The sequence below is a fragment of the Acinetobacter sp. SM1B genome (assembly GCF_003289665.1).
Classification (GTDB): domain Bacteria; phylum Pseudomonadota; class Gammaproteobacteria; order Pseudomonadales; family Moraxellaceae; genus Acinetobacter; species Acinetobacter schindleri.
Map to the genome: position 1 here is coordinate 1,166,924 of NZ_QMBM01000001.1, position 16,069 is coordinate 1,182,992.

Sequence of the window (16,069 nt, forward strand, 5' to 3'; positions counted from 1 at the left end):
TGAATTATAAGTGTTCTTTAGTTAAGCAAAAATTAGGCCCATAATGACAACTAAAGGGGCTTTGCGCCCCTTTTATAGCATAAAATTCTTACAGTTTGGTGAAAACATCTTCAGCTTTCAGACGGGATTTTGGCAGCTTGGCATTGAAATCATTTTCACTGCGGTAACCCAAAGTCATAATTACAGATGGAATCAAGCCTTGTTCATTGAGCTTCAATTCTTCAGTAAGAATGCCTTCATCAAAGCCACCAATGGGTGTTGCATCTACACCTTCGATTGCTGCAGCAATTAACATTTGACCCAGTGCAATAAAGGTCTGGTTTTCCGCCCAACGCTGAATATCTCCTTTTTCATTACGGTAATATTCAACATAACCTGTACGGGTATTGCGCTGTGCTTCTTTGGCGGTTTCATCTTTAAAACGGCCGAGTACATCATCACGTTCCAGAAGATTATTTAAATGCTGCTCAGTAATGTCAGCTTTGGTGCAGAAAAGAATTGTATGCGAAGAATCCAATACTTTTGGTGCATTATATGCATATGTACCCACTAAAGCCTTGGCAATACGTGCTTTGGCATCCGCATGGTCAGCGATAAAAAAATGCCAGGGCTGGATATTAATTGAAGAAGGAGCTAGGCGAAGAATCTCGGTCAAACGATCAAACTGTTCCTGCGGGATTTTCTTGGATGGATCATAAGCCTTTGTCGTATAACGAGATTCAGAAACCCTAAGTAAATCCATAACTGGACTCCATTCGTCTTTGTTGATCTTGGATGGGGGCACACAGTAAAGTCATACTGTAAGTGAAGTGGATTATTACAATAAATTTCCTTCAGGCAAAGCATAAGTTGTGCAGATATCTACTATTTATAGTGTCAGCACTTAGAGCTTTGGCTAATAATAAAAGAGCTTTTCACTATTGGCACTTTTTGCCAAGAGGCGTTTAATAAGCTTATAAGCAATAACATGCAAGCGAGCGGGCGTATGCAATACACCAATTACTTCAAAAGAAAACTCAAAACTAAACAGCAAATCGGGTTATGGGTCGGTCTGGCAGATGCTTACGGTACAGAAATTGCTGCCAATGCCGGCTATGACTGGCTGCTGATTGATGGTGAGCATGCACCTAGTGATTTAAGAACCACGTTATCGCAACTACAAAGTATTGCAGCCTATCCATCGCAGGCAGTGGTACGCCCACCCATTGGCAGTGTACAGCTCATCAAGCAGCTTCTGGATATTGGCGCGCAAAGCTTACTCATCCCCATGGTTGAAACGGTTGAACAGGCCGAGCTGATGGTAAAAGCGGTACGTTATCCACCAGAAGGGATCCGGGGTGTTGGTGCAGCACTGGCACGTGCTACTCGCTGGAATAGTATTCCGAATTAGTACCAAACCGACCACGAAGATATCTGTCTGTTGATTCAGATTGAATCGGTAAAAGGTCTGGAAAATCTGGATGAAATTTTAAAGGTTGATGGTATTGATGGTGTTTTTATTGGGGCAGTGGATCTGTCTGCGACCATGGGGTATCAAGGCAATCCAAATCATCCTGAAGTTCAAAAAGCCGTGATTGACGCGATTCAGCGGATTCGTGCTGCTGGTAAAGCGGCCGGTATTCTGTCGACACAACATGATATTACTCAAAAATATCTCGATTTGGGTGCTGAATTTGTTGCGGTCGGCGTGGATACCAGTGTACTGATGAATTCTTTGCGTGAACTATTATCTAAATATAAGCCGGGTACTGAAGTAGTGAAATCTGAAGGTGGATATTAGTCCACTTAGTATTTTCCAAAATAGCAAAAGCAACTGATTACAGTTGCTTTTTATTTGTCTTGGTTTTATGAGGTCAAGTTTTTAAACTGTTTCACTAATCAATTCAAAGCTGCGATTGCAACTCATTTAGTAATGCCAGGTCGTCAGCTGTATTTCTTGCTCAGGATCACCAGAAAGCTCAAGAATCTGTGCAGATTCTTCTCGCCAGTCGCCTAAGACAATCCGCTTTTTGCCATTTACATCATGAATATTGGCACGATGAGTATGACCATGAATCAGCAGATCGACATCTTGTAGTGCGGTGTTAACAGCATCTTGATTTACGTCCATAACCTCATAGCTTTTGAATTGCTGCGCTTCATGGCTTTTCTTGCGGAAACCTTGTGCCAACTGGGCACGAAAAGACAACGGCATTTTTCTTAAAAAGCCGACTAACCAGGGATGACGGATAATTTTACGGAATCTTTGGTAGCTGATGTCATCAGTGCAGAGTTCGTCGCCATGTTCTATACGAATCTTTTTGTCAGTAATCGTTAAGAACTGAACATCGGGCAAGAGGTGTCCTGTGAACTGATTTAGAAAATCTTTGCCCAAAGCGAAGTCACGATTACCGACTAGAAAATAAACCTGATTACCCGCTTTGGTAAACTGTTTTAAATGCTCAATAATTTCATCCAGCCAAGGAGCGGTATAGTCGTCACCAATCCAGGCATTAAACCAGTCACCCAGAATATAGAGTTGGGTATTCTTATCTTTATAGGCATTTAATAAATCTAAAAACCCCCGAACGAGTCGAGGGTGATCAGGTGACAAATGTAAATCGGCGATAAACAGATGGGTCACAAATCTTTTCCTTTTATTCCTCTCTAGATCCCTCATTCATATGAGGGATTTTCTATTACACCGTTTTAAAGCATCGCTTTAAAACTCATAAAGAACGGAGAGGACGTTTTTTATTCAGAAATGATTTTTGCGGATTCGATTACAACGTTCTCTAGTGGAACGTCAGCGTGGTAGCCACGGTTACCAGTGCGAACACCTTTGATTGCGTCAACAACGTCCATGCCTTCAACAACTTTACCAAATACTGCATAACCCCAACCTTGTGCAGTTTTGCCAGTATGGTTAAGGAAAGCGTTGTTTTTCACGTTAATGAAGAACTGAGCAGAAGCAGAGTGAGGTGCTTGAGTACGTGCCATTGCAATGGTACCAACGTCGTTGCTCAGGCCGTTGTCAGCTTCGTTTTCAATCGCGTCACGCGTTGCTTTTTCTTTGAAGTTTTCGTCCATGCCGCCGCCTTGAATCATAAAACCATCAATAACGCGGTGGAAAATTACGCCATCATAAAAACCGTCACGTACATATTCTAAGAAGTTTGCCACTGTTTTAGGTGCTTTTTCAGCGTTTAATTCAAGAACAATACGACCTTTATTGGTGTTTAATTCGACTTGAGGAAAACTCATTGTGTAATCTCCTGATCATGACCTTTGAAGTCATGGGTTTTTTTGAATGAGAGAAGCATAAGCAAACTGTAATCGACAAGGCAAGCAAAAATATACTTTTCTCGGATAAAATTCTGAAAATCGTATCTTATTTATGCATTGTTCCAGCAGGCAAATCCAGATGGTTGCCTGCGCGTTACCAATTAACAATGACAAATTTTTTTGCAAGAGTATGTTTATTTTCTTAAACAGCGACATGCGATTAGATTTATGAAAAACTTCCGGATCATTCGTCCAAATTTGTATGCAATTGCAGCAGACCTAGCCTCATCATTTTAAAATGATTGAATAGAAAACAAATGCCACAGTTAGCAGTTGAGAGATTGATCACCTAAAGTTAAACTAGGGGACTTTAGTTTATGTTTTACGGCATGTCTAAAGCCTCCCGTAACAGGACATAAAACCCTTAATTTTAACTTTAGAAGTGAATGATTGATCATGAAGCCAAATGATGTTGTTACATCTCTGCCCGAGAACCCGACCCAAAACAAGAATGCAGTCGATTCAGCGCAGCAGCAGGAACAACAACCGGGCTTAGATTTTGTGCGCCAGGTCATCACTGATGATTTAGAAGCAGGCCGTACCCAACAAGTGGTGACACGTTTCCCACCTGAGCCAAATGGTTACCTGCATATCGGACATGTAAAAGCGATCTGTCTGAACTTTGGTATTGCTCAAGAATTTAATGGTTTATGTAATCTGCGTTTTGACGATACCAACCCGGATGCTGAAGAACAAGAATATGTTGATGGTATTGCCAATGATGTGAAATGGTTAGGTTTTGAATGGAATGGTGAGCCGCGCTATGCATCGAGCTATTTTGATCAGCTTTATACCTGGGCTATTCAACTGATCGAACAGGGTGATGCCTATGTGGACTTACAGTCTCCAGAAGAAATCAAGTTAAATCGCGGTAACTTTGTAGAACTAGGTAAAAACTCGCCACAACGTGATGCCACTGTTGCTGAAAACCTAGAGCGTTTTGAGAAAATGCGCAATGGCGAGTTTGCGGAAGGTCAGGCTGTGCTTCGTGCCAAGATCGACATGGCATCTCCAAACGTGCATATGCGTGATCCGATTCTGTATCGCATCCTGCATTCTGAACACCATCAGACTGGCGACAAATGGAAAATCTACCCAATGTACGACTATGCGCATCCATTATCAGATGCCATTGAAGGTGTAACACACTCTTTATGTACACTAGAATTTCAGGATCACCGTCCATTCTATGACTGGGTGATCGAGAAAGTTCAATCACCAGCTGTTCCACGTCAGTATGAATCAAGCCGTCTGAATGTCGACTACACCATTACTTCTAAGCGTAAGTTGCGTAAACTGGTTGAAGGCGGATATGTGAATGGTTGGGATGACCCACGTATGCCAACTGTCGTGGGTATGCGCCGTCGTGGTTTCACCCCGGAAGGTCTGCGTGACTTCTGTAAGCGTGTAGGTGTATCTAAGGTTGATGGCAGTATTGTTGATGTAGCGATGCTGGAGTATTGCATTCGCCAGTCTCTGGAAAATGCGGCTGCACGTGGTATGGCAGTACTTAATCCACTAAAAGTGACTTTAACCAATCTGCCAGCGGATATGGATCTGACGCATTCTCGTCACCCAAATGTGGATATGGGCGAGCGTGTGATTCCATTGACCTCTGAAATTTACATTGATCGTAAAGACTTTGAAGAAGAACCACCTAAAGGCTTTAAACGTCTGATTCCTGGCGGTGAAGTGCGTCTTCGTCATGCTTATGTCATCAAGTGTGATGAAGTGATTAAAGATGAAAATGGTGAAGTGGTTGAGCTGAAATGTTCAATTGATCCTGAAACTTTAGGTAAAAACCCTGAAGGCCGTAAAGTCAAAGGTGTAATTCACTGGGTATCTGCAACGAAAGGTATTCCTGCAGAAGTTCGTATTTATGACCGTCTCTTCACTGAATCTGATCCAGAAACTGGGGATGATTTCCTGGCGAACCTGAACCCTGAGTCATTGAAAGTGGTACAAGCCGTGATTGAGCCAGCACTTGCAGAGGCTAAACCGGAAGACCGCTTCCAGTTTGAGCGTGAAGGTTATTTTGTAGCAGACCAATACGATCACTCAAGTGAAAAGCCAGTGTTTAACCGTATTCTGGACCTGAAAGACAGCTTTAAGCCAGGTAAATAAGTTATTTCGGCCTAGTGACTTAAATTGTATTGATCATTTCCTGTCAAGGAAACCAATTGGCCTCGGCGGATTCAAAACAGTTTGGTTCTAATACCTTTAGATAGCCCAACTTCGGTTGGGCTATTTCTATGGAGAGTAAAACAAAAACATGATCGTCCGTGATAAAAGTAATAGTTTTAGTCTGCTGTTTGCGTGGCATGGCACCATTTTGCCTAAGGTATTACCCGCACTTATGTCAGTAATTTTGATTTCTGGGGTATTGGTGTATTTAAGCCGGGAGCACTTTTTTAGCCTGCCTGCAGTCCCTGCAATTGGCTTCACCATCTTCGGGGTAATTCTTTCGATCTTCCTGAGTTTTCGGAATACCGCCTGTTATGATCGCTGGTGGGAGGGGCGTAAGCTTTGGGGTGCATTGATTGCCACCACGCGTCACTTGAGTCGGGATACTCACATACTCGATACTGAAAACAGGGAATTGCTCTTATACCGGATGATGCTGTTTACCCATTTATTGCGCGATCGTTTGCGTCAGCAAGAGAGTAATATTGAGCATTACCAGCCTGATACTCAGTTTGATCCAATTGCTTTCAGTCAGCTTAAGCAACAGGTTAATCCTGCACAATGGGTGCTGGAACAGATGCAGAAACAGTTAGTAGAATGTTATCGATCAGGGCAGATCTCCGATATTATTTATAATAACCTTAATCAGCATACGGTAGAGCTCGGAAATATTCAGGCAGGTTGCGACCGGATTCTGTCGACGCCGTTGCCATTTTCTTATTCCGTACTGTTGCATCGAGCAGTATATTCTTTCTGTTTTATTCTGCCTTTCAGCCTAGAAGCCAACTTGGGATTATGGACGCCAGTCCTGGTGGCATTGATTGCCTATCTGTTTTTAGGCCTGGATGAGTTGAGTGCCGAGCTAGAAGAACCTTTTGGACTACAGGACAATGACCTGGCGCTTGATTCAATCGTGCGCTTGGTCGAACGGGAAACTTTAAGTTCTATAGGACGGGAAATACCTGAACCTTTAAGGCCTTGGAAAGAGCATCTGAGTTAATTTGGTTATTTTTGTCCATATTAAAAGCCCCATTTATTTGGGGCTTTTAATTAGCGTTTTTTCAGGTTGCTGAGTATGTTCCTGGAATTGTTCCTGTAGCTCACGGTATTGCTGTAAGCGTCGTTTTGCTTTGTCGCGTAATTTCTTTTTAATATATAGTGCCAATGCAAAGCAAGTGGTGGTTAATGTCAGGAACATACTGTTCATGAAGCTCATCATCGAACTGATATAACCAATGGTGGTCAGACGGTTCATCATGCGGATCACCTGCGGGCTGCTTTCCACGCCAGTAATCGCCCAGGTACATAGATGTTCACAGTTATTGATAATCAGATGATAATTATTTTCATGCATGCGTGAACGCATACGACGCACAACTTTACGGCCTTTGTATTTGGTATGTGCATATTCCTGAACTTGGATTGGTTTACCATGACTAAACTTGTCAATCGAGGTAATTTCAATCGGATGCTTTTTAAATAAGTGCGCAAAACCGGAATAATGGATCACACGACCTCGTCCGGCATAAATACCATGATGGGTATAGCCGAAGTGTTTGACCATAAGGTGAGCACCTAAGGGAAAACGTTGAGTTTGTTGCATATGCCACTGAATGCCAATTGATGTACAAATGTTTCAAGAAACCAAGTTTAACGGGTTTTTGTGATTTTATCGATGTTTATGTCTGAAAAATCAGCGAACTGATCAGTTGTGTTAATAATGGAATGATGAAAAAAAGTAGAAAGCTTAAGATTAAAATAGCCTAAGCACTATTGAGGATCACTACTCAACCAAGACAAGAGCTAGAGCAGAACATACAGATTGAATAATGCTTCTATTTAAAAGTTCCAGCCAATAAAAAAGCATTTGCTTTCACAAATGCTTTTTTAAAATAAAGCCTGACCACTACTGTAATGGCAAGTGCTGCAGTTCATTCAGTTCCTTACGGCTATAGCCGCGAGAAGCGAGAACTTTTTTGATACCGACAATCACGTCTTCATCAGTTGCTTTTGCCAATGCTTCAAGAAGCTGTTCATTTGACTTACAAGCGCAGTCATTTTCAACACAAGCAATTTGATTCTTGTGTTCATTTTGTTGTTCAGCAGTGAACAACTTTTGCCAAAAACTCATAGAGCCTTCATACATGATCTAACATAGCTTGAAATATAGCCAATTAAATAAATAAAGCAATAGGACCTATGTGATAAAAGCAGCAAACGGTCTTCAAAATTTCCGATTGCAGCCGGTGTTTCAAACGATATTATTCAGTTGAAATAATGGAATTCATGTATAAGTCCATTATTTTAAAAACAAAAAATGGAGCTATTAGAAACTCCATTTATGTAACAAAAAAATAAATTGAAACAATATTTTTAGCGTTTTTCCAGCAGCACACCTGACTCCACATGATGGGTATATGGGAACTGATCGAACAGGGCAAATTTAGTAATTTTATGCGTCTGAGACAGCTGTTTCAGATTGTCATGCAATGTATCTGGATTGCAAGAAATATAGATGATACGTTCGAAGCGCTGCAGTAACTTGAGTGTTTCATCATCAATACCGGCACGTGGTGGGTCGACAAAGACGGTATCAAAGTCATAAGTTGAAATATCAATTTTGGCTTCTTGCAAACGACGGAACACACGTTCACCGTTATAGGCTTGGGTGAATTCTTCAGCAGACAGACGAGCCACCTGAATATTGTCGATACCGTTCTGCTGAATATTCCATTCAGCTGCATAGACTGAAGATTTCGCCAGTTCGGTCGCTAATACACGACGGAAGCAGGTAGAGAGTGGTAAGGTAAAGTTGCCATTACCACAGTAAAGCTCCAATAGGTCTTTATCAGACTGCTGTGCAGCATTGCATGCCCATTCCAGCATTTTCTGGCAGACTTGCGCATTGGGTTGAGTAAAACTGCTTTCAATTTGCTTATATTGATACTTGCGATCGAACACAGTCAATTCTTCAACAACATAGTCATCAGTTAAAATGACTTTCTGCCCACGACTACGACCAAAAATCTTAATATTGAGTTGTTCTGATATGGCTTTAGCTGCAGCTTCCCATTCAGCAGTCAGTGGGCAACGATAAACCAGTGATACCAACATTTCACCTTTTAAAGTGGCAAGAAAATGCGCTTCAAAGAGACGATTTGATAAAATAGGCTCAGCCTTAAGTGCTGCCAATAAGAGTGGCATTAAGGCATTAATACTGCGGTCGGCAACCGGAAACTCATCAATACGGATGACTTTTTTATTATTGTTCTCATCACGTTCAAACATGGCATAAAACAGGTCATCTTCAGTATGCCATATCCGAAACTCAGCACGCATGCGATAGTACTGTTCAGGTGATTCGAATACTTCTAAAGCAGGTGGTTGATATTCGGCAAATTGCGCGCTAATGCGTTCAACTTTGGCATCCAGTTGTTGCTGATAAGATGAGGTCATATGCAGTAAAAATCGCAAATATTTTGAAAGCCAAGATGGTAGCAAAAAATTGCTGTTCTGCCTAAGACTATTCAGGGAAACAGGCTGGAAAAGCTGCTAAAAAAAAGCCAAATCTACAAAGGGGAGAGATTTGGCCTTAAGAGGAAAGAAATTAAAATAAGTGATAAAGCTGTTTATAAGCCTGACATGGTCATCAGACTGGCATTGCCACCTGCTGCTGCGGTATTAATGCTAATTGCACGTTCAATTACAAAACGTTCCACTGGAATCTCATAATTTCCGGAACTTAGATGAGTAATACCTACAATTGGACCTTGACGTGTTGCAATACGCTGCTGCAGATCAATCAGTGCAGAAACATCACCATGATGCAGTACAGCTTCGAAATCACCAGATTCGATATCTTTAATCACTTTAATGGCCTTTACAACTTTTGCTGGCATACTTTGTAAATGTTTAAGTATGAAAGTATTGTCTGCCAGTACAGCCGGGCGACTACCCACCGATAAAATCGCTAGTAATTGCTGAATCTGATCAGCATCATTCGTTGCCAGAGATAATACACTTTCACGTGGCAAGATCATGTACTGGTTTTCTTCACCTGTTGGACCTTGCAGGCTAAAACTGTGCCTAGTTGTGATTTTAGCCGGAGTGGTTAAGGAAATTGTTGGGAAAGTTTTATATACCCAGGCTTTAAATTCCTGTAGCAATGGATTTTCAAGCGTTGCCTGAGCAGAATTCATCGCATAAGGTTGAGCTAACTTTTTCTCAGATACCTGATGCATTAAACGGTAAATATAAAGTGGACCACCGGCTTTTGGACCAGTGCCGGATAGACCTTCACCACCAAATGGCTGTACCCCAACGACTGCACCGACAATATTGCGGTTAATATACAGGTTGCCGACATGTGCTTTCGAGATCACAGTCTGCATGGTTTCATCGATCCGGGTATGTAAACCCATAGTCAGGCCATAACCTTTACTGTTGATCTGATCTAGCAACTGTGGCAGTTGGCCAGCTTTATAGCTAATCAAATGTAACACCGGACCAAAAACTTCACGTTCCAGATCATTCAGGTTGGGCAGTTCAATTAAGGTAGGCGGAATGAAGGTGCCTTGAGCCAGTTCAGAAGCATCCTGATTAAACATCAATTGATGGACTTTATGGCCTTTGCTGCGCATCTGGTCAATATGCTTCTGAATGTTCTGCTGGGCTTCGGCATCAATGACCGGACCAATATCAGTTTTGAGCAGAACTGGATTGCCAACACGCAACTGTTGCATGGCACCTTTTAACATATGGCGTACAGTGTCCAGATTATCTTCCTGTACACACAATACACGCAGGGCGGAACAACGCTGACCAGCACTATCATAAGCAGAGTTGACCACATCCAGCACCACCTGTTCGGTCAATGCAGATGAATCGACAATCATGGCATTCTGGCCACCAGTTTCGGCAATCAGGGTCACACTTTCGCCAAACTGGTTTAACCGTTTGGCTACAGTTTTTTGCAGAATTTTCGCCACTTCGGTAGAGCCGGTAAACATGATGCCTTGAATGCGGGAGTCTTGGCTCAGCTGGGTACCAATGGTTTCACCACGGCCGGGTAATAGCTGTAATACATCCTGTGGAATGCCAGCTTCCCAGAGAATTTGTACAGCTTGGGCGGCAATCAGCGGAGTCTGCTCAGCCGGTTTGGCAATCACAGTATTACCCGCCACCAGTGCTGCAGAAATCTGGCCAGTGAAAATTGCCAGCGGGAAGTTCCAGGGGCTAATACACAGTACAGTGCCCAAAGGCTGGATATGGACATTTTCAGACAGATCTGACATCTGGCCAGCATAATAACGCAGGAAGTCAATCGCTTCACGTACTTCAGCAATGGCATTGGCATAGGTTTTACCAGCTTCACGCGATAGCAGAACCATCAGGGGCAGCAGGCGTTGCTGCATCAACTCGGCAGCTTTATTCAGACAGGCGGCACGTTCATTCTTTGGCAGATTGGTCCAGAAATGTTGTGCATTGGCAGCTTGGATCAGGGCAATTTCTGCCTGTTCAGTCGTTGCTTCATAAACGGTACCGACGATATCCTGATGCTGGGCTGGATTGATTACGTGTACAGCATTACTTGTATCAGGTTCTGAAAAAGCTGTGCCCATTGCTGCTGCCTGGAACTGGGTATCAGCCAGACTTGCTGCAACTTCATTTAAAGCATTGAGTTCCGCGTCATTGGCCAGATCCAGTCCAGATGAATTGATACGTGTGCCATAAAGATCTTGAGGATAGGGAATATGAGGATGTTTGGCACCTAATACATTTTCCTGCTGAGCGGTCTTTATAATCGTCTGACGAGGATTCTCGATCAGATCTTCAACTTTTAAGCTCTTGTCCGCGATGCGATTCACGAAAGAAGTATTGGCACCATTTTCCAGCAGACGGCGTACCAGATAAGCCAATAGGGTTTCATGATTGCCGACTGGGGCATAGATACGACATGGAATACCTAGCTTGCCAGCCGCTTTGTCACCGACCACATTTTCATATAGCGGTTCACCCATGCCGTGCAGGCACTGAAACTCGTATTGACCGGCGTAGTAACGTTCCGGGTTGGCAAGTTGGTAAATGGTGGCCACAGTCTGTGCATTGTGAGTAGCAAATTGCGGATAGATATAATCAGGTTCTGCCAGCAGTTTACGTGCGCAGGCAATATAGGACAGGTCAGTATGTACCTTGCGGGTAAATACCGGATAATCCGCCATACCTTCGATCTGGGCTTTCTTGATTTCGCTGTCCCAATACGCACCTTTGACCAGACGGATCATCAGGCGTTTCTGGCTGCGTTTAGCCAGATCAATGATGTAATCCACGACATAGAAGCAGCGTTTCTGATAGGCCTGAATCACAAAACCAATGCCTTTCCAGTCATTGAGTATCGGTTCAAAACACAGACGTTCTAAAAGCTCTAGGGAAATTTCCAGACGTTCGGTTTCTTCCGCATCGATATTCAAACCGATATTGTACTTTTTCGCCAGAACCGCCAGATTCAGTACTTTGCTATACAGTTCATCATTAACACGATCCATCTGTGAGCGCTGGTAACGTGGGTGCAGCGCAGACAGTTTGATGGAAATGCCCGGGCCGTTATAAACATCTTTATCTGTTGATGCCTGACCGATGGCATGAATTGCATTTTGATAATCCTGATAATAACGTTCTGCATCCGGATCGGTTAGTGCTGCTTCACCCAGCATGTCATAAGAATATTGGAAACCTTTTTCTTCCAGACGTTCGGCATTTTTCAGTGCTTCATCAATGGTTTCGCCAGTCACAAACTGTTCACCCATCATGCGCATCGCCACATCGACCGCCTTGCGGATAATGCCACGGCCACTGCGTGCCAAAAGGCCAGTTAACAGACTTGACAGACTTTTCTGCTGTGGGGTTTCCATCAGTTTGCCGGTCAGCATCAGTCCCCAGGCCGCAGCATTGACAAACATCAGCTGGCTTTGACCAAGATGTTCTTTCCAGTTGCCCTGATTGATCTTGTCACGAATTAACAGGTCGCGGGTCGCCGTATCCGGAATACGCAACAAGGCTTCTGCCAGACACATCAATGCAATACCTTCCTGAGAAGACAGCGAAAATTCCTGTAATAGCCCTTGCACAATGCCGGCCTTGCCACCTGAACCTTTACGTTCACGCAAGGAATGCGCCAGATCAAAAGCCAGGCTCTGGATTTTGTTCGTCAGTTCGGAGGAAATTTCACTATGTTCCAGCAGCGTTTCCACGCACTCGGATTCTGCACGTCGCCATGCAGAATTAATGCGCTGTTCATATTCATTTTTATCCTTAAATTCAGCAATGTAATTCGATTGCTTCACTGCATTCGAGTGTGAATTTGGGCGTAATGTGGTGGACATAGTGACTTCCTGTACTGCGTCAATCGGTTCTTTGAGTTGAATGAGTTTTAATCTATAATCCCAAAATAATTGACAAATATCTCACTATAGTTTGTATCATTTTTAGAGAATAATTCTAATGAATAGCCCATATGTAAGCCTTGACCGAATAGATATTCGTATTCTTGATTTGCTGCAATCTGAATCGAAAATTTCCAATATCAAACTGGCAGAAATGGTGAACCTGTCACCAACAGCAGTACTGGCACGGGTGCAGAAATTGACCAAGGAAGGATTTATTCTCGGTTATGAAGCCCGTCTGAATCCGGTCAAGCTGAATAACGGTTTTGTAGTTTTTGTCGAGATACTGCTGGATAAAACTACACCGAATGTACTAGAAGAATTTTCTGAAGCAGTGCAGCATATTCCGGATATTGTGGAATGTCATATGATCAGTGGTGGCTTTGATTTTGTAGTAAAAATCCGCTGTGCCAATATGGATGAATTCCGTAAAATTTCCGGTGATATTTTGTGGCAGTTGCCAGGCGTAAAAGAAACCCGCAGTTATCCGGTGATGGAAGTAATTAAGGAAACCCAGCAGATCAAGCTGAAAGTACCTGCCAAAGCTAAAGTATAAAATGCTGATAAAACAAAAGGGACATAAAGTCCCTTTTAGTTTTTGAAATAGAAAGATTATTTCTTTATTTCTGCCATTTCTTTTTGATATTCGGCTTTCGCCAGTTCAAAACGATTGACTACATCGTGACTTGGAGCCTTATCTAGTAAACTAACAATCACAATGCTAAGCGCTGCCAGAATAAATCCGGGAATAATCTCGTACAGACCTGTATCGCCCATATAATTTTTCCAGGCAATTACGGTTACTGCACCTACTACCATGCCAACAATTGCGCCATTGAGAGTCATGCGTTTCCAGAACAGCGAGAAGATGATCAATGGACCAAACGCCGCACCAAAGCCTGCCCACGCGTAAGCCACTAGACCAAGAACTTTGCTGTTCGGATTGATTGCCAAGGAAATTGCAATCAGGGAAATCACAATCACCATGCCACGGCCAACCCAGATCAGTTCTTTTTGCGAAGCATTTTTACGCAGGAAACCTTTGTATAAATCTTCGGTAAGAGTTGTAGAACAGACCAGCAGCTGACAGCTTAAAGTACTCATAATCGCAGCCAGAATTGCAGCCAAAACGATGCCAGCCACCCAAGGATTAAACAGGATTTTGGTCAGTTCCATAAAGACTGTTTCAGGATTCTGGTTCACGATCGCTGCAGCAGGTAAATCAGGATTGACTGCAAAATAAGCAATTCCGATATAACCTGCAGACATTGCACCCACCAGACACAGGATCATCCAGGTCATGCCGATACGACGTGCAGCGGGAATGGTTTTTACCGAATCTGCCGCCATAAAACGCACTAAAATATGCGGTTGGCCAAAATAGCCTAAGCCCCATGCCAAACTTGAAATAATCGCCACCATACTCAGACCTTCCAGCATATTGGATGCATGTGGACGGGCTGTTTCAAGCAATGTACCGACCTGTTGAGCATTATTACCCAATGCCAGATAGGTAATGATCGGGGTAATTAACAAGGCGAAAATCATCAAACCGGCCTGAAAGGTATCGGTCCAGCTGATCGCCAGAAATCCACCGATACACACATACAGAATCGTGGCAACAGCACCGAGCCAGAGTGCAGTGGTATAGTCCCAGCCAAACAGGCTTTCAAATAAGCGTGCACCTGCAACCATGCCGGAAGCACAGTAAATCGCAAAGAACACCAGAATTACGATTGCAGAGAGCAAGCGTAAAATCCGCTTCTTATCCGAAAAACGGCTGGTAAAATAATCGGGTAATGTCAGGGCATTGTTCTGGTATTCGGTGTGGGCACGCAAGCGGCCAGCCACCAGGAGCCAGTTCAGCCAGGCACCAATAATCAGACCAATCGCAATCCAGACTTCAGACAAGCCAGACAGGTAAATAGCACCAGGCAGACCCATCAGCAGCCAGCCGCTCATGTCGGAGGCGCCTGCCGAAAGTGCAGTTACTACACTGCCCAGACTTCGCCCACCCAGAATATATTCATCAAAATTGGACGTCGCACGATAGGCGTATAAACCAATTCCAATCATGGCGACGATATAAAACAGAAAAGTAATCAGTGTCGGGTTTAGCGAGCTCATAGGCAGAGTATCCTTAAATATTGCACATCATCATCCGGGATGATTTTTTGTACTGCGTTCACAGGGCAGTGATTCAAACACGGTTTAAAAATTACACTCTGTAACAGTTAAGCAGTTTTTATGTATGCTTTATGTAGATTTGATTTTTTAAATATAATCTTATGAAATTTAAAATGGCTAAATAAAGCCAAGAATAGTCTAATTTAGAGCTAAGAAGCTAATTTTTAATAAATAGTTAAAATCATTAAACTTTTGTTATTTTATTACACAAAGTTACAAAACTAACAGCAAATGCGAACTAGACATATTTTGTTGCAAATATCACTTAAAAGATTTCTATTTGTTTCTGACCACTCCGCGCATAGTGAAAGAGCACCATTAAAGTGCATCATCGCCAAGAGTAAAAAATATGGACAATATGCTTCAAATTGACTTGAACAGAATCGAACAGGATTTATTGGGTAAAAAACAGATTCCACAGCATAATTATTATGGAATTCATACTATACGTGCGCTGGAAAACTTTCAGATATCAGGTTTAACTGTAGGACAGCAATTACACTTTATCCGCGCTTTAGCACAAGTTAAAAAAGCGTCTGCACAAACCAATCTACATTTTCAGAAAATTTCAGAACAACAATGTGCAGCCATTCAGCAAGCCTGTGATGAGCTGATTCAACATCCGGAAAACTGGCAGGATGCTTTTCCATTGGATCCTTATCAGGGCGGAGCCGGTACTTCCATCAATATGAATGCCAATGAAGTGATTGCCAACCGTGCGCTGGAACTGATGGGGCATCGTAAAGGGGAATATCATATTCTGCATCCGAATGATCATGTGAATACATCGCAATCTACCAATGATGTCTATCCCACGGCACTGCGTCTAGCGACTTATACACGTTTAGATGAACTGCTCAATGTGCAAAAATCTTTGATTGATACTTTATAGGACTTACGCATTGACAGATTCAAAAAAGTATTAAAATACT

Annotated in this window: 11 protein-coding genes and 2 pseudogenes; 5 read left to right on the top strand and 8 right to left on the bottom strand. The window is 42.8% G+C overall.

Features of this window, described 5'->3' with window-relative positions; translation table 11 throughout:
* Positions 1-88 precede the first annotated feature (88 nt).
* The gene (nfsB, locus tag C8322_RS05540) at positions 89-742 is read right to left on the bottom strand and encodes an oxygen-insensitive NAD(P)H nitroreductase (protein ID WP_004812690.1); all 654 of its coding nucleotides are present in this window, start codon (positions 740-742) and stop codon (positions 89-91) included.
* 243 nt (positions 743-985) lie between these two features.
* Between nfsB and hpaI the strand changes: the two are divergent.
* Positions 986-1,780 (top strand): annotated as a pseudogene (gene hpaI / locus C8322_RS05545) (4-hydroxy-2-oxoheptanedioate aldolase).
* 126 nt (positions 1,781-1,906) lie between these two features.
* Here hpaI and C8322_RS05550 read toward each other — a convergent pair.
* Together C8322_RS05550 and C8322_RS05555 are read right to left on the bottom strand one after the other, a co-directional pair.
* Positions 1,907-2,623 (bottom strand): UDP-2,3-diacylglucosamine diphosphatase, encoded by a 717-nt coding sequence (locus C8322_RS05550; RefSeq protein WP_111810445.1) that lies wholly within the window; start codon positions 2,621-2,623, stop codon positions 1,907-1,909.
* Positions 2,624-2,733: 110 nt separating this feature from the next.
* Complete coding sequence (locus tag C8322_RS05555; RefSeq protein ID WP_004812701.1) at positions 2,734-3,243, bottom strand: peptidylprolyl isomerase; 510 nt, start codon at positions 3,241-3,243, stop codon at positions 2,734-2,736.
* A 477-nt stretch (positions 3,244-3,720) separates the two neighbouring features.
* On the opposite strand from C8322_RS05555, the gene C8322_RS05560 reads away from it, so the two are divergent.
* Positions 3,721-5,448, top strand: a complete 1,728-nt coding sequence (locus C8322_RS05560; protein WP_004812703.1) for a glutamine--tRNA ligase/YqeY domain fusion protein — start codon at positions 3,721-3,723, stop codon at positions 5,446-5,448.
* Between the two features lie 148 nt (positions 5,449-5,596).
* A complete protein-coding gene (locus tag C8322_RS05565; protein ID WP_004812705.1) occupies positions 5,597-6,508 on the top strand; it encodes a bestrophin family protein in 912 nt (303 codons plus the stop codon).
* A gap of 33 nt (positions 6,509-6,541) precedes the next feature.
* On the opposite strand, the gene C8322_RS05570 is transcribed toward C8322_RS05565, so the two are convergent.
* From C8322_RS05570 to putA, 4 genes are all read right to left on the bottom strand, one after another.
* Positions 6,542-7,111, bottom strand: coding sequence for a lecithin retinol acyltransferase family protein (locus C8322_RS05570; RefSeq protein WP_004812708.1), 570 nt, complete (start codon positions 7,109-7,111; stop codon positions 6,542-6,544).
* A 303-nt stretch (positions 7,112-7,414) separates the two neighbouring features.
* Positions 7,415-7,639 (bottom strand): hypothetical protein, encoded by a 225-nt coding sequence (locus C8322_RS05575; protein WP_008305254.1) that lies wholly within the window; start codon positions 7,637-7,639, stop codon positions 7,415-7,417.
* A 242-nt stretch (positions 7,640-7,881) separates the two neighbouring features.
* Complete coding sequence (gene trmA, locus C8322_RS05580; RefSeq protein ID WP_004812711.1) at positions 7,882-8,964, bottom strand: tRNA (uridine(54)-C5)-methyltransferase TrmA; 1,083 nt, start codon at positions 8,962-8,964, stop codon at positions 7,882-7,884.
* A 173-nt stretch (positions 8,965-9,137) separates the two neighbouring features.
* On the bottom strand, positions 9,138-12,890 hold the full coding sequence (gene putA, locus C8322_RS05585) for a trifunctional transcriptional regulator/proline dehydrogenase/L-glutamate gamma-semialdehyde dehydrogenase (protein ID WP_111810446.1): 3,753 nt from the start codon (positions 12,888-12,890) through the stop codon (positions 9,138-9,140).
* A 118-nt stretch (positions 12,891-13,008) separates the two neighbouring features.
* On the opposite strand from putA, the gene C8322_RS05590 reads away from it, so the two are divergent.
* Positions 13,009-13,506, top strand: a complete 498-nt coding sequence (locus C8322_RS05590; protein ID WP_004812716.1) for an Lrp/AsnC ligand binding domain-containing protein — start codon at positions 13,009-13,011, stop codon at positions 13,504-13,506.
* Between the two features lie 56 nt (positions 13,507-13,562).
* On the opposite strand, the gene putP is transcribed toward C8322_RS05590, so the two are convergent.
* Positions 13,563-15,077: a sodium/proline symporter PutP gene (gene putP / locus C8322_RS05595; RefSeq protein WP_111810447.1), complete on the bottom strand. Its 1,515-nt coding sequence runs from the start codon at positions 15,075-15,077 to the stop codon at positions 13,563-13,565.
* A 409-nt stretch (positions 15,078-15,486) separates the two neighbouring features.
* Here putP and C8322_RS05600 point away from each other — a divergent pair.
* Positions 15,487-16,026: pseudogene (locus C8322_RS05600) on the top strand (lyase family protein); the annotation flags it as partial.
* Positions 16,027-16,069: the final 43 nt, after the last annotated feature.

Bases quoted from the DNA above. Each gene is read 5' to 3' on its own strand.
- C8322_RS05570 (WP_004812708.1), bottom strand. From the start codon at position 7,111: ATGCAACAAACTCAACGTTTTCCCTTAGGTGCTCACCTTATGGTCAAA.
- C8322_RS05555 (WP_004812701.1), bottom strand. From the start codon at position 3,243: ATGAGTTTTCCTCAAGTCGAATTAAACACCAATAAAGGTCGTATTGTT.
- C8322_RS05565 (WP_004812705.1), top strand. From the start codon at position 5,597: ATGATCGTCCGTGATAAAAGTAATAGTTTTAGTCTGCTGTTTGCGTGG.
- putA (WP_111810446.1), bottom strand. From the start codon at position 12,890: ATGTCCACCACATTACGCCCAAATTCACACTCGAATGCAGTGAAGCAA.
- putP (WP_111810447.1), bottom strand. From the start codon at position 15,077: ATGAGCTCGCTAAACCCGACACTGATTACTTTTCTGTTTTATATCGTC.
- C8322_RS05575 (WP_008305254.1), bottom strand. From the start codon at position 7,639: ATGAGTTTTTGGCAAAAGTTGTTCACTGCTGAACAACAAAATGAACAC.
- C8322_RS05560 (WP_004812703.1), top strand. From the start codon at position 3,721: ATGAAGCCAAATGATGTTGTTACATCTCTGCCCGAGAACCCGACCCAA.
- C8322_RS05590 (WP_004812716.1), top strand. From the start codon at position 13,009: ATGAATAGCCCATATGTAAGCCTTGACCGAATAGATATTCGTATTCTT.
- nfsB (WP_004812690.1), bottom strand. From the start codon at position 742: ATGGATTTACTTAGGGTTTCTGAATCTCGTTATACGACAAAGGCTTAT.
- trmA (WP_004812711.1), bottom strand. From the start codon at position 8,964: ATGACCTCATCTTATCAGCAACAACTGGATGCCAAAGTTGAACGCATT.